Genomic DNA, 13,727 nt, shown 5'->3' on the forward strand with positions numbered 1-13,727 from the left:
ATGACACATCGCTCTCTCCTCCAGGCCTGTCTCACGCCGCGGGCCGCCGTGCCCGCGGCCCTGCTCACCTCCATCACGGTCGCCGTGTGGCTGGTTCTGCTCGGGGCATGGTGCGTCCTCACCTATGGCGGGTTCATGCCCGCCATCTTCCTGCCGACGCCGGGGGCGGTGTTGTCAGCCTTCTTCCGCATGCTCTCCGACGGCTCCCTGGGCCGCCATGTGTGGGCCAGCGTGGAGGTGGTGCTGATCGGCTTCGTGGTGTCGTCGGCACTCGCGGTGCCGATCGGGCTCCTCAGCGGCTCGTTCAAGGTGGCGCAGGCGGCCATCGAGCCGCTGGTGAACTTCATTCGCTATCTGCCCGTCACGTCCTTCGTGCCGCTGTTCATCCTGTGGATCGGCATCGGCATGGAACAGCGGGTGATGGTGATCGTGTTCGGCACCTTCTTCCAGCAATTGGTGATGGCCTCCGACATCGCCAAAAGGGTGCCGAACGATCTTCTGAACGCGGCCTACACGCTGGGCTCGTCGCGGCGGGACGTGCTGCTGCACGTGCTGTTTCCGGCGGCGCTGCCGTCGGTGATCGACATGCTGCGCGTCACCATGGGGTGGGCCTGGACCTATCTCGTGCTGGCGGAGCTCGTCGCCGCCTCGGCCGGCCTTGGCTACATCAGCCTGCGCGCCGCCCGTGGCTTCCAGGTGGACGTGATCTTCCTGGCCATCGCCGTCATCGGACTGCTCGGCCTCCTGACCGACCAGTTCTTCCGCTTACTCCGGCTGAGGATCACGGCATGGGCACGCTGATGGAAACGGCCGCGCCGACGCAGGGGGGCGCCGCAGGGCCGGCCAAGCTGCGCCTCGAAAACGTGCAGCTCACCTATCAGAGCACGGGCAAGACCGTCACCGCCATCGAAAGCATCTCGCTGGATGTGGCGCCGGACGAATTCGCGGTCATCGTGGGGCCGTCCGGCTGTGGCAAGTCGAGCCTGCTCTATCTGATCGCGGGGCTGGCCGAGCGCACCGGCGGCAAGATCCTGCTCGATGGCCGGGACGTGGGCCGGCCGGGGGCGGACCGGGGCATGGTGTTCCAGTCCTACACCCTCTTTCCCTGGCTCACGGTGCGCCAGAATGTGGAATTCGGCCTTGTCCGGCGCAAGGTGCCGCCGGCGGAGCGTGACGACATCGTCAACCACTATCTGAACGTCACCGGGCTCGCGCAGTTTCACCAATCCTACCCGAAGGAGCTCTCGGGCGGGATGCAGCAGCGGGTGGCCATCATCCGCGCCATGGCGAACGACCCCGCGATCCTGCTCATGGACGAGCCGTTCGGGGCCCTGGATGCCCAGACACGGGTCGTCATGCAGGAGCTGCTGCTGAAGGTGTGGGACGGCGCGCGCAAGACTGTGCTGTTCGTCACCCACGACATCGACGAGGCGGTGCTGCTCGCCGACCGCATCTATGTCATGTCGGCCCGCCCCGGCCGGCTGAAGGAGGTGATCGACGTCTCGATCCCTCGCCCGAGGTCCCCCGAAATGAGCTCCGAACCGGAGTTTCTCGCCTTGAAGCGTCGCATCCAGCAGCTGTTGCGCAACGAGGAGGGGGACCCCCATTGACCCTTGTTTCCTGTTGCCCTCACACAGGAACTGTGTTCAAGTAACTTGAAATATGTGCATGAAACGGAGTGCCTAATTCTTGGTCAAAGTGCCCGTGAATTCGCCGGGGGCGGCGATGCGCGAGGCCCTCGCGGTGCTCATGGACATATAGGCAAGGATCGCGCCTTCCACAGATCAACGCCGGAGTCAGCCGATGGCTATGCTTGCGACAAGCGAATGGTACGACATCGCCAGGGACACCAACTGGACCCCCACTTATGTGGCGGAAAAGGAGCTGTTCCCGCCCGAGTTCAGCGACCCTTATGGAATTCCGCTCAGTGAGTGGGAGACGTTCGACGAGCCTTACAAGATCACCTACCGCGACTATGTGAAGAGCCAGCGCGAGAAGGATGTGGGCGCCTATTCGGTGAAGTCGGCCATCGCCCGCACCGAGTTCTACCGCAAGTCCTCGCCGGGCTGGAAATCGCTGCTCCAGCTCCATTTCGGCGCCACGTCCTTCACCGAATACGGCTCGGTCTCCGCCTTCGCCCGCATGACCCGCTTCGGTCGCGCGGCGGGCATGCGCAACATGGCGAATTTCGGCTCCATCGACGAGATCCGCCACGCCCAGATCCAGATGTATTTCGCCTATGAGTTCATCGGCGAGAGCCGCGCCTTCGACTGGGCCCAGAAGGCGGTGCGCACCGAGAACTGGGTGGTGGTCTCCGAACGCCACTGCTTCGACGACATCGAGCACACCCGTGACGCGGTGTCCGCCGCCATCATGACCAACTTTTCGTTCGAGCAGGCCTTCACCAACCTGCAGTTCGTCGCCCTGTCGGCGGATGCGAAGAAGTATGGCGACTATTCCTTCGCCACCATGCTGCAGACCATCCAGTCGGACGAGGCCCGTCACGCCCAGATCGGCGAGCCGCTGATCGAGATCATGCTGCGCAACGGCCGCGAGGCCGAGGCCCAGAAGCTCATCGACATCTCGTTCTGGCGCATCTGGAAGCAGTTCTCGGTGCTCAGCGGTGTGTCCATGGACTATTACACGCCCCTGGAGCAGCGCGAGCATTCCTTCAAGGAGTTCGTCACCGAGTTCGTGAGCTCCCAGTTCCTGCGCAACATCGAGGCACTCGGTCTCAAGAAGCCGTGGTATTGGGACGAGTATTTCCTGCCCGACGTGGATGTTTATCACCACGCCCAGCAGATCGGCATCTATCTCTATCGCGCCACCGAATGGTGGGACGTGATCGCCGGCGTCTCCCCGCGCGAACGCGATTGGCTGGAGCGGAAGTATCCGGGCTGGAACGACACCTTCGGCCAGTCCTGGGACGTCATCACCGAGAATATCCTGAAGGGCCGCATCGATCGCACCGAGCCCAAGCTGCTGCCCATGATGTGCAACATGGTGGGCTTCGAGCTGACTGGCGTTCCCGGCAAGAAGTGGGACGTGAAGAGTTGCCAGCTCGACCTGGATGGGCGCCGCTATCACTTCGGCCATCCGGTGGACAAGTGGATCTTCGAGCAGGAGCCCTCCCGCTACAAGAACCACCTTGGCTTCATCGACCGCGTGGTGGAAGGCATCATTCCCGGAGGGCCGGAGGGGCCCTTCAAGTACATGGACATGAGCGAGGCTGATCGCGGCAATTGCGGCGAAGGTTTCGGCTGGGCGGAAGCCTTCCGCCAGGCGGCGGAATAGGAGCGGGTGCCATGGAAAACTTTCCCCTCGTCATCAACTTTCAGGGCGACTACGGCATGAAGGTGCTGATGGTCGATCCCTCGACCACGACCATCGGTGATGTCGCCCGCATCGCCCATGACGAGCTCGTGGGGGTGGTGGTGAAGCCGCTGCCCCACGGCACCCGCCTCGTGGTGCGCAAGCACGATGACGGCTCCCTGCTCGACGACGGCCTGAAGATCGCCGAAGCCGGCCTGGTCCGGCTCGAGGCGCTCGACATCGTCCACGATTGAGCGCGCCATCATGAGCTTCAAGCCCGTCTGCACCCTCGACGACCTCTGGGAAGGCGACATGCAGGTCTTCGAGGTGGGCGCCCAGGAGGTCCTGGTGGTCAATGCCGAAGGCGGGGTCATCCGCGCCTTCGACCCCATCTGCCCCCATCAGGAACAGGCGCTGATCGAAGGCACGCTCGAGGGCTGTGTCCTGACCTGCCCCGCCCATCTGTGGCAGTTCGACGTCGTGAGCGGAGAAGGCGTCAATCCCACCGGGTGCCGCCTGAATGCCTATCCGGTGCGCGTCGAAGGTGCCGACATCCTCGTCGATCTGCCCGACTGAACCGCGCGCTTTAAGGACAAGATCCATGTCTGACACCATCAAGGATGCCCATGCCGAGGACTTCGTCGGCCCGATCGTGACCCGCGGCGAGATCTCCGACGCCGTCGCGGAGGCGGCCGCCATCGACAATGAAGGGCGCAAGCTGCGGCTCGGGGAGAATTCCGGCTATGTCCGGGTCGAGGTGCAGGGCGAATGCGTCATTCGCTTCAAGACCGTCTCCGAAGTGCTCGGGCGGGATTTTTCCGTCACCGATCTCGAACGCAACATGCCGGGCTTCTCCGGGCTGATCCGGGTCGACGCGGATCAGGTGCGCTTCCTCGCCTCCAAGAAGAAGCCTGCCGCTGCCGCCGCGAAGTGAGTTGATCAAAAGCTTTCCAAGATCGAGGTACCCGAAGATGACCGCCCTTCAGCATCAACGTCCGGGCCTGAAGACCTGGAGCGTCCTGTCCGGAACCCGCAAGCGCCCCAGCGAATACGAAATCCTGACCTATAAGCTGCATGCGCGCACGCGCAATCCGCAGTCGCCCTATGAGCAGGATCCTGATACCATGATGAATACATGGTACAAGACCTATGTGGTCGGGAGCCCGCTCACCCATCCCGATTGGGACAGCTTCCGCGACCCCGACCAGCTCACCTACCGCGCCTACACCACCATGCAGGACGGGCAGGAACAGTATGTGGATGGCCTGCTCAACGACCATGACGAGAACGGCCACGACAAGGGGCTGAGCCCGGCCTGGGTCGCCACCCTCGCCGCTCTCTACACCCCCATGCGCTATGTCATGGCGGCCGGGCAGATGGCGTCCGCCTATCTGGTGCAGACGGCGCCCGCCAGCACCATCACCAATGCGGCGGCGTTCCAGGAAACGGACTATTTCCGCTGGATCTCGCGCATCGCCTACCGCACCCGCGAGCTGGCCAATGCCCATCCCGATCAGGGCTTCGCCACCGGCGAGCGCGAGCGGTTCGAAACGCTGCCGGCCTGGCAGGGGATGCGCGAGCTGATCGAGAAGGCGCTCATCGCCTATGACTGGGGCGAGTGCTTCTTCGCCTTCAACGTTGTCGCCGCCCGCGCCATCGAGGAAGCCTGCGTGCGCCAGGTCGGCCTTGCCGCGCGCCGCAATGGCGACACCCTCACCGCCATGATGTGTGACAACCACATGCGCGATGCCGCCCGCTCGCGGCGCTGGACCGGCGTGCTGGTGCGCCAGTGCCTGACGGTGGAGAGCAACAAGGCGGTCATTGACGGCTGGCTCGCCAAGTGGGTGCCGCTGGCGGACAAGGCGATGACGGCCTTCTGCGTCGGCCTGCCGGACAGCCCCGAGGCGGGGGCGGCCGCGAAGGCCGCCTGTGCCGACTTCCGCCGCGAGCTCGGCCTCGGCATGCCTGCCGGCGTCGCGTGATGGGCGAGGGCGCCTACAAGATCACCGTGGAAGGGCGCGAGGGCGCCTTTCCCTGCGCCGCGGGCGATACCCTTCTGGGTGCCGCCCTGCGGGCCGGGCTTGGCCTCGCCCATGAGTGCGCTTCCGGCGGCTGCGGGAGCTGCAAGGTCGATCTGAAGGCGGGCGATGTCGATCTCGCCTATCCGGCGTCGCCGGGCCTGAAGCCGCGGGATTTCGACAAGGGCAAGCGCCTTGCCTGCATGACGCGCCCGAGGAGCGATCTCACCATCCGCTTCCTCGAGGCGGAGGAGGCCCGCCCGGTCATCCGCCCCCGGCGGCAGCCGGCGCGGCTGCTGAGCCGGCAGGCGGTGACCCACGACATCTTCGAGCTGCGCTTCGCGCTCGAGGGAGACGACAGCTTCCTGCCCGGCCAGTTCGCTCTCCTGGATGTGCCGGGCCTGCCGGCGGGGCGGGCCTATTCCATGGCCAACCTGCCCGGACAGTGCGAATGGCACTTCCATGTCCGCCGCGTGCCCGGCGGACGGGCCAGCGGCTTCCTGCTCGACACGCTGGCGCCCGGCGACGCGCTGACGCTGGACGGGCCCTATGGCACCGCCTTCTACCGGCCCGGCCTGGAACGGGACGTGGCGGTGGTGGCCGGTGGATCGGGCCTGGCGCCCATGCTGTCGGTAGCCCGCGCGGCCTTGCGCGATCCCGGCTGGCGTGGCCGTCGGCTGCATTTTCATTACGGCGCGCGCACCGGCCGGGACATGATCGCGCCCGAGCTGCTGGGCTTCGACGATCCCCGTCTCGTCTTCCATCCGGTGCTGTCGGATGTCGGAGAAGACGAGGCCTGGAGCGGGCCGCGGGGGCTGGTGCACGACCATCTGCGCGACAGCCTGGGGGACGACGCTTCAACGCGCGAATTCTATCTCGCCGGCCCGCCGCCCATGGTGGAGGCCGTGCGCCGGGTGCTGCTTCTGGAGCAATCCATTCCCGTCGATCAGGTGCATTATGACCGCTTCTTCTGATTTTCCGAGCGCCCTGCGCGTGGGCGAAACCATCTATGTGGGCGGCCAGAATGCCACCACCAGCGATGTGGGCATCGAGGCCCAGACCGCTGAGGCCTTCGAGCGGCTCATCGGGCGCATCGAGGCGGCCGGGGCCTCCATGGCGGACCTCGTCAATCTGCGCACCTATTACGTCTATGCCGGCGCCGGCGGGCGCGACGTGACGGATTATTGGGAGCGCATGACCAAGGTGCGGGTGCGCTACATCGCCGATCCGGGCCCCGCGGCGACGGCGCTGCGGGTGGGCGGCGTGCCGGCGCCGGAAAACCTCATCGGCGTCGACGGGGTCGCCTCCACCGATCCCGACCGCCAGCGCATCATGCCCGCCCATGCCTGGGACTGGAGCATGCCCGTCACCCTTTCCCAGGGCTGGCGGGTGGGTGACACCATCCATGTGGGCGGGCAGATCTCCGCCGACCGCCTCGGCAAGGCTCTGGCCCCCGGCGAATGGGGCGCCCAGGCGAAGAACGCCCTCGAATACATCCACCATGTGCTTCTGGACGGAGGCATGGACTGGGCGGACGTGGCGCACATGCGCATCTGCTTCAAGCATGACGGCGACCGCGTCGCGGCCCGCGCTTTGCTGGAGGAGATCCTGGAGGTGGTGCGCGCCACCCTGCCGGAGCCGCGCCCGGCCCTCAACGCCTTCGGCGTCAACCTGCTCTATGAGGGGCTCGGCCTCGAGATCGACGCTGTGGCCAAGGCCGGGGGCAAGACCCCGGTGGCGCCCGCCGGCTCGGGCGACTGGATCGCCCTGCCGGGCTTCCCGCCGGCCTGCGCCGCCGGCAACGAGCTTTATGCGGCGGGCCTGTCGGCTCCGGGGGCGGCCTCCCTCCAGGCGCAGGTGGAAGGCACCCTGGACCGGCTGCTCAACTGCCTGTCCACCGGCGGCTTCGCTCCGGAGGATCTGGCGCGGCTCACCGTGTTCATGGTGCCGGAAGGCAGCCCCGCCCAGGCGGAGAAGGACCGCGCCCTGGTGATGGAACTGGCCCGCCAGTACCTGCCGCAGCCGGGGCCGGTGGTCACCCTTCTGTCCCTTAATGGCCTGCCCCACGACGGCCAGCGCTTCCAGCTCGATGCGGTCGCGGTGCGCGACGTGCCGCGGACGGCTTTCTGACAACTCGCGACGAGAGGTTTTAGGACATGATCAAGAATCCCGTTCCCTGGCCCAATGGCGCGCGTTGCGCCGTCGTCTTCACCTGGGACATGGATGCCGATTCCATCCTGCATCTGGCCCATCCCAATGATGCGGACACGCGCCTGTCCACCAATTCCATGCTGCGCTATGGGCCTGAGATCGGCGTGCCGCGTATCATGGACCTGTGCAGGGACATGGGCGTGAAGCACACCTTCTTCGTCCCCGGCTGGTGCGCGGAGCAGTATCCCGACGCGGTCGAGGCCATGATGAAGGGCGGCCACGAGGTGGCACTGCACGGCTACCTGCACGAATATCCCAATGAGATGACCCGCGAGCAGGAGGAGTTCTGGACCCGCAAGGGCGCGGACGCCATCGCCAAGATCTCCGGCAAATATCCGCGCGGCTATCGGGCCCCCTGGTACAAATATTCGCGCCACTCCACGGATATTCTGGCCGAGCTGGGGTTCATCTGGGATACCTCGCTCATGGGCGATGACAATCCCTATCTCATCCGCTCCGCCGGCGGCGAGCTGGTGGAATTGCCCTCGCGCTGGCAGCTCGACGACTGGCCGCAGTTCGTTCACAACCACGACCTCGACTTCATGATGCCCGTGGCTTCGCCGCAATACGCGATGGACGTCTATATGGCGGAATTCTACGCCATGTGGGAATATGGTGGTATCTGGGTCAACTGCTTCCACCCCTTCTGCTCGGGCCAGGTCGCGCGGCTGATGATGGTGCGGGACATGATGGCGAAGATGCAGGAGAAGGGCGACGTGTGGTTCGCCACCGGTGAGGAGGTGGCGGCGCATCTGCGCAAGCTCATCGCGGAGGGCAAGTACGACCCCAGGGTCGATCATCTGCCGTTCTATACCGGGCGTCTGCCCGAACTTGCGGAAGATTATGTGATCCGTGCCCGCTAGAGCGCCTTCGAGCGAAGTGGAGACCGGTGCGCGTGAAGAACGTGCTTTAATACAATGAGTTAGAGCATTGCTCGATTCCGGGAAATCGGGAAATGCTCTAGAAATGCGATGCCGTCCGGGTGGAGTTGCCCGGGCGGCATCCGATGGGGTGTTTTCTCGCCGTCGCAAGGTGCGGGATACACTTTGACATTTCGCTTCGACGATCGTTTCGGCATGGTGGGTAGGAGCTTTGCTCGCGGGATCGTCGAAGCCGGGGGATGATGCTGGAGATGATCCACATCGTCTGGAGGGATCGAAGATGTGCAGCTTGTGCGCCGCTTTGGGCGGGAGCCGCTACTGGACCGATGCCGCGGGACGGGAGGCCTTCAGTCGCGGCGGCCACAAGGTGACCTTACGTGAGGAGCGCGAGCGCAGGGTTGCCTTTCTCGACCGCATGCTCGCCCATTACGGGCTCTCCATTCGCGATTGGGGCGGCAACTCCTATGTGCTGATGGACCGGCGTGGCCGGCGCGAGAATGTCTACAATCTCGCGGGCATCTGGGCGCTGGTGGACACCATGGCCGCGACCGAATGCGATCCGCTGGACCCCGCTTTGCTGGCGCGCCTCGCTCCGGAAAGTCCCGCGGCATGATCGGCGCTGAACGTCTACCCGCCCTCGTGCTGACCGGCTTTCTCGGCAGCGGCAAGACGACCTTGCTCGGCCGGATCCTGGCTGATCCGCAGTTCTCCGACAGCGCGGTGATCCTCAATGAGCTGGGCGAGGTGGGGCTCGACCAGGACCTCGTGACCCTTTCCGAGGATTCCACGGTGGTGATGCCAGGCGGCTGCGTGTGCTGCACCGTGCGCGGCGACATCGAACGCGCCTTGCGCGATCTTTTCGACGCCCGGGATGCCGGCCGTATCCAGCCGTTCCGAAAGGTCATCATCGAAACCACCGGCATCGCCGATCCGCTGCCGCTGCTGTTCACCCTCAATGCCAGTCCCCTGGCGGCCGAGCGCCTGGAGAAACCGCGCGTCGTCACCATCGTTGATGGCGTTCTCGGCCGCGAAACCCTCGCCAGCCAGCCGGAGGCGGCGGCGCAGGTGGCGGCCGCGGATTTGATCGTGATCTCCAAGCGCGACCTTGAGGCCGACCCCTCCCTTGACGCGGTGCTGTCCCGGCTGAACCCGTGGGCGCCCCGTCGCCGGGCGGATCTGCTCACCGACGCGGTGGCCGATCTCATCGCGCCGCCGGAAGGAGATGTGGTGACCCGTCATGTGGGCCGCTTTGCCTGCCTGCCGGCCGGTGATGCGGGCTTCTCCGACGGGGAGGCCCATGGCGGGGTGCGCAGCTTCTGCCTCGTGCTCGACACGCCCCTGGACTGGACCGCCTTCGGCATCTGGATGTCCATGCTGCTGCATCGGCATGGACAGCAGGTCTTGCGCGTGAAGGGACTTCTCGATGTCGAGGGTGCCGGCGGCCCGGTGGTCTTTCACGGCGCGCAGCATCTTGTTCATCCGCCCATCCACCTTACGCAATGGCCGAGCGAGGATCATCGCTCGCGCCTCGTCTTTATCGTTCGCGGCCTCACGCCCGAGAGCGTGGAGCAATCGTTGAGAACATTCGATTCCGCAGCAAAATTGAGCCAGCGTGATGCCGGTCGTGGCGGTTATCTGCCCGCCGGTGCGGGCGGTACGATCGCCGGCCGTCCGGTCCGGCGCGCCACCGCGCCGCGCTGGATGAAGGGGTAATGGAAACCGTGGTCAAGAACACAGCCTCGCCCAAGGTGGCGCTCAACACCCATCACAAGCCGAGCGCCCCGGCGGCGGTGCCTCCCGCTTCGTTCGACGATCTCCTGGTCGGCAAGCGCCTGCGGCAGGCGCGCCGGGTCAAGGGACTGCGCCTGAAGCAGCTCGCCGACGCGGTGGGGTGTTCGGAAAGCCTTCTCTCGAAGATCGAGAACGACAAGGCGCGTCCCTCCCTCCAGATGCTGCACAACATCGTGGGGCATCTGGGCATCACCATCGGCAGCCTGTTCACCGAACGCGATCCCCATGAGGGCGTGGTCATGCGCGCGGGCGAACGCGCGATCATCCGCATGGATTCCCAGACCACGGACGGGGTGCGTCTCGAATGCCTGATCCCCGAGGGCGGGGGCAAGACGATCTACGGATCCATTCATATCGTGGAGCCTGGAGGCGGCAGCGCCGGCCCCATTTCCCATGAGGGGGAGGAGGTCGGCTACGTGCTCGAAGGCACTTTCGAGCTCACGGTGGCTGACCGCACCTATACCCTCTACCCCGGAGATTCGTTCTTCTTCGAATCTCACCTGCCGCACAGCTATCGCAATCCGGGCACGGTGACGACGAAGGTGCTCTGGATCAACTCGCCGCCGACCTTCTGACGGGTTCCGCCCGGCACGGCGCACGTCCGGGCCACCGCGACCGCAAGGAGCGTCCCTGCGCGGATGGGCCTCGGGTGTGTGGCCTTCGGAGGCGTGCCGAGCGCGGGTCATGCTCAGCATTCCGGGAGGTTGACGGCGAGGCCGCCGAGGCTGGTTTCCTTGTACTTGGCGCCCATCTCCTCTCCGGTCTGGCGCATGGCCGAGATGCAATTGTCGAGCGGCATGAAGTGCGCGCCGTCGCCCCTCAAAGCGAGCGAGGCCGCCGCCACCGCCTTGATGGCTGCGATGCCGTTGCGCTCGATGCACGGCACCTGCACCAGCCCGGCCACGGGATCGCAGGTCATGCCGAGATGGTGTTCCAGGGCGATCTCCGCCGCATTCTCGACCTGTTCCGGCGTCCCTCCGAGAATGGCGCAGAGGCCGGCCGCCGCCATGGCCGCCGCCGAGCCGACCTCGCCCTGGCAGCCGGCTTCGGCGCCGGAGATGGAGGCGTTGTGCTTGATGAGGCCGCCGATGGCGGCGGCGGTCAGAAGGAAGTCGTGCACCTTGCCCGGCTCGGCGCCGGCGCAATGGTCGAGATAGTAACGCAGGACCGCCGGAACGATGCCGGCCGCGCCGTTGGTCGGGGCCGTCACCACCCGCGCGCCGGCGGCATTCTCCTCATTGACGGCCATGGCGTAGGCAACCAGCCAGTCGGATGCGGCATGGGGCTGGGACATGCCCGCGACGCGCTCCTTCACGAGCTGCTCATGGAGACGGCGGGCGCGGCGGCGCACCTTGAGGCCGCCCGGCAGATCGCCATCCCGCGCAAGACCGCGCGCGATGCAGTCGCCCATCACCGACCAGATATGGTCGAGCCCGCGTTCCAGCTCTTCGGCGGATCGCGTTGCGCGCTCGTTGGCGCGTTTCATCGCGGCGATGGGCAAGCCGCTCTCGCGCGCCATGCGCAGCATGGTGGCCGCGGTCGCGAAGGGATAGGGAACGGCGTCGCGGTCCTCGGCCGGCGCCGCGTCCTGCTCCGCCGCGGTGACGACGAAGCCGCCCCCGATGGAATAATAGGCTTCCGCCAGGATCGTCCCGCCATCACGATCCAAGGCCTCGAAAACAAGGGCATTGGGGTGACCCGAAAGCGGGCCGAAATCGAAGATAATGTCACCTTCGGGATCGAAGCGAAGTGGGGGGAGGTCCCTTGGCGTCAGGGCGCAGTCGTCGCGGAGCCGGGCAAGATCGGCTTCCGCTTGGTCGGCGTCGAAGGCCGCCGGCGTCCATCCGAGCAGCCCGAGGGCGACGGCGCGATCCGTGCCGTGGCCTCGGCCGGTGAAGGCGAGCGAGCCGTGAAGACGGACGCGGAGCCGATCCGGCTGCGCCCGCGCCGACTGGTCCGGTCGACGCAGGAGATCGAGAAAGCGCGATGCCGCCACCATCGGCCCCATGGTATGGGACGAGGACGGTCCAATGCCGATCTTGAAGACGTCGAAAACGCTGAGGAACATGCCGGCCTCGTTCGGGAGAGCGTCGGGCCAGCAAGGCGATGCCGGGCCCCCTGGTTGCTCGCTCAGGCGTAGATGGGAAAGCGGTGGCAAAGGCCCCGGACTTCCCCCAGAACCTCGCTCAGCACCTTCTGCTCAACGGTTCTGTCGCCATCGGTGTCGGTCCGCGCGCGTGCGTCAATGACAGCGAGGATCATCCTGCCGATCGTTCGGAACTCCGCTTCCCCGAAGCCGCGCGTCGTGCCTGCGGACGTCCCGAGGCGGATGCCCGAGGTTATGGCCGGCTTTTCCGGGTCATAGGGAATGGCGTTCTTGTTGCAGGTCAGCCCGGCGCGCTCCAGGGCCGCCTCGGCATCGCGGCCGGTCACGCCCTTCGGGCGCAGGTCGACCAGTACGATGTGGCTGTCGGTGCCTCCCGAGACAATGTCGAGGCCGCCTTCCGCCAGCGTGTCCGCGAGAACCCTGGCATTGGCCATGACCTGGGCCGCATAGGACTTGAATGCCGGCTCCAGCGCCTCGCCCAGCGCAACGGCTTTCGCGGCGATGACGTGCATGAGCGGGCCGCCCTGATTGCCGGGAAAGACGGCGGAGTTGATCTTCTTCGCCAGCGCCGCGTCGTTGGTGAGGATCATGCCGCCGCGCGGGCCGCGCAAGGTCTTGTGGGTGGTGGTGGTCACCACATGGGCATGGGGCATGGGATCAGGGTAAAGGCCCGCCGCGACGAGGCCCGCATAATGGGCCATGTCGACTATGAGATAGGCGCCGATCTCGTCGGCGATCTCGCGAAAGGCGGAAAAATCGATGGCGCGCGGATAGGCCGAGCCGCCGGCGATGATCAGCTTGGGGCGCGCCTCCCGTGCGCGGCGGCGAACATCGTCGTAGCTGATGCGCTGGTCGTTCTCGCGCACCTCATAAGCAACCACGTCGAACCATTTTCCGGACATGGCCACCGGCGAGCCGTGGGTCAGGTGACCGCCATGGGCGAGAGACAGGCCCATGATGCGATCGCCCGGCTGCAGCAGCGCCAGGAGCACGGCCTGATTGGCCTGGGCCCCGGAATGGGGCTGGACATTGGCAAAGGCGGCGTTGAACAGCTTTTTCGCGCGCTCGATCGCCAGCGTCTCCACCTCGTCGACGAACGCACAGCCCCCATAGTATCGGCGGCCCGGATAGCCCTCGGCATATTTGTTGGTCAGGATGCTGCCCTGCGCCAGGAGAACATTGTGCGAGACGATGTTCTCCGACGCGATCAGCTCGATCTGGTTTTGCTGCCGATCAAGCTCGCGCGCGATGGCGGCGGCGATTTGAGGGTCGCCGATGGCGGACTGGTCATGCATTCAATCGGTCCTTGGCGCGGGATAGCGGGTGGCGCCTCCTCTCGGCGCGCGCGGATAGGCGCGCGCCGAGAGGCTCGACGCGGGATCTTTCGGTTTCCGTGGCGGCGGGCCG

15 protein-coding genes are annotated in these 13,727 nt (G+C 66.0%); 13 read left to right on the plus strand and 2 right to left on the minus strand.

Features of this window, described 5'->3' with window-relative positions; genetic code table 11:
• From V5F26_RS09430 to V5F26_RS09490, 13 genes are all read left to right on the plus strand, one after another.
• The gene (locus tag V5F26_RS09430; RefSeq protein WP_394054587.1) at nucleotides 1-801 is read left to right on the plus strand and encodes an ABC transporter permease; all 801 of its coding nucleotides are present in this window, start codon (nucleotides 1-3) and stop codon (nucleotides 799-801) included.
• Nucleotides 789-1,610, plus strand: a complete 822-nt coding sequence (locus V5F26_RS09435; RefSeq protein WP_394947890.1) for an ABC transporter ATP-binding protein — start codon at nucleotides 789-791, stop codon at nucleotides 1,608-1,610. Before V5F26_RS09430 ends, V5F26_RS09435 begins: the two co-directional genes overlap by 13 nt.
• A 193-nt stretch (nucleotides 1,611-1,803) precedes the next feature.
• Nucleotides 1,804-3,294, plus strand: a complete 1,491-nt coding sequence (locus V5F26_RS09440; protein WP_394947891.1) for a ferritin family protein — start codon at nucleotides 1,804-1,806, stop codon at nucleotides 3,292-3,294.
• A gap of 11 nt (nucleotides 3,295-3,305) precedes the next feature.
• Nucleotides 3,306-3,566, plus strand: a complete 261-nt coding sequence (locus V5F26_RS09445) for a toluene-4-monooxygenase system B family protein (RefSeq protein WP_394054581.1) — start codon at nucleotides 3,306-3,308, stop codon at nucleotides 3,564-3,566.
• Nucleotides 3,567-3,576: 10 nt separating this feature from the next.
• Nucleotides 3,577-3,888 (plus strand): monooxygenase system ferredoxin subunit, encoded by a 312-nt coding sequence (locus tag V5F26_RS09450; protein WP_394054579.1) that lies wholly within the window; start codon nucleotides 3,577-3,579, stop codon nucleotides 3,886-3,888.
• A gap of 25 nt (nucleotides 3,889-3,913) precedes the next feature.
• The gene (locus tag V5F26_RS09455; RefSeq protein WP_394054577.1) at nucleotides 3,914-4,246 is read left to right on the plus strand and encodes an MmoB/DmpM family protein; all 333 of its coding nucleotides are present in this window, start codon (nucleotides 3,914-3,916) and stop codon (nucleotides 4,244-4,246) included.
• Between the two features lie 37 nt (nucleotides 4,247-4,283).
• Complete coding sequence (locus V5F26_RS09460; protein WP_394054575.1) at nucleotides 4,284-5,294, plus strand: ferritin family protein; 1,011 nt, start codon at nucleotides 4,284-4,286, stop codon at nucleotides 5,292-5,294.
• A complete protein-coding gene (locus V5F26_RS09465; RefSeq protein WP_394947892.1) occupies nucleotides 5,294-6,304 on the plus strand; it encodes a 2Fe-2S iron-sulfur cluster-binding protein in 1,011 nt (336 codons plus the stop codon). The genes V5F26_RS09460 and V5F26_RS09465 overlap by 1 nt, the downstream gene beginning before the upstream one ends.
• Nucleotides 6,288-7,460: a Rid family hydrolase gene (locus V5F26_RS09470; RefSeq protein WP_394947893.1), complete on the plus strand. Its 1,173-nt coding sequence runs from the start codon at nucleotides 6,288-6,290 to the stop codon at nucleotides 7,458-7,460. Before V5F26_RS09465 ends, V5F26_RS09470 begins: the two co-directional genes overlap by 17 nt.
• Nucleotides 7,461-7,486: 26 nt before the next feature.
• On the plus strand, nucleotides 7,487-8,404 hold the full coding sequence (locus V5F26_RS09475) for a polysaccharide deacetylase family protein (protein WP_394054570.1): 918 nt from the start codon (nucleotides 7,487-7,489) through the stop codon (nucleotides 8,402-8,404).
• A gap of 298 nt (nucleotides 8,405-8,702) precedes the next feature.
• The gene (locus V5F26_RS09480; protein ID WP_394054568.1) at nucleotides 8,703-9,035 is read left to right on the plus strand and encodes a hypothetical protein; all 333 of its coding nucleotides are present in this window, start codon (nucleotides 8,703-8,705) and stop codon (nucleotides 9,033-9,035) included.
• Nucleotides 9,032-10,135 carry a CobW family GTP-binding protein gene (locus V5F26_RS09485; RefSeq protein WP_394947894.1) on the plus strand — a complete coding sequence of 368 codons (1,104 nt, stop codon included), beginning with the start codon at nucleotides 9,032-9,034 and terminating at the stop codon, nucleotides 10,133-10,135. The genes V5F26_RS09480 and V5F26_RS09485 overlap by 4 nt, the downstream gene beginning before the upstream one ends.
• Entirely contained in the window at nucleotides 10,135-10,788 is a 654-nt protein-coding gene (locus V5F26_RS09490) for a cupin domain-containing protein (protein ID WP_394054564.1), read from the plus strand. Before V5F26_RS09485 ends, V5F26_RS09490 begins: the two co-directional genes overlap by 1 nt.
• A gap of 113 nt (nucleotides 10,789-10,901) precedes the next feature.
• Here the strand turns inward: V5F26_RS09490 and V5F26_RS09495 are convergent, their stop codons facing one another.
• Together V5F26_RS09495 and glyA are read right to left on the minus strand one after the other, a co-directional pair.
• A complete protein-coding gene (locus tag V5F26_RS09495; RefSeq protein WP_394054562.1) occupies nucleotides 10,902-12,281 on the minus strand; it encodes an L-serine ammonia-lyase in 1,380 nt (459 codons plus the stop codon).
• A gap of 62 nt (nucleotides 12,282-12,343) precedes the next feature.
• The gene (gene glyA, locus V5F26_RS09500) at nucleotides 12,344-13,615 is read right to left on the minus strand and encodes a serine hydroxymethyltransferase (RefSeq protein WP_394947895.1); all 1,272 of its coding nucleotides are present in this window, start codon (nucleotides 13,613-13,615) and stop codon (nucleotides 12,344-12,346) included.
• Nucleotides 13,616-13,727 lie beyond the last annotated feature (112 nt).

It is taken from the genome of Xanthobacter variabilis, assembly GCF_043831965.2.
Taxonomy (GTDB): Bacteria; Pseudomonadota; Alphaproteobacteria; order Rhizobiales; family Xanthobacteraceae; genus Xanthobacter.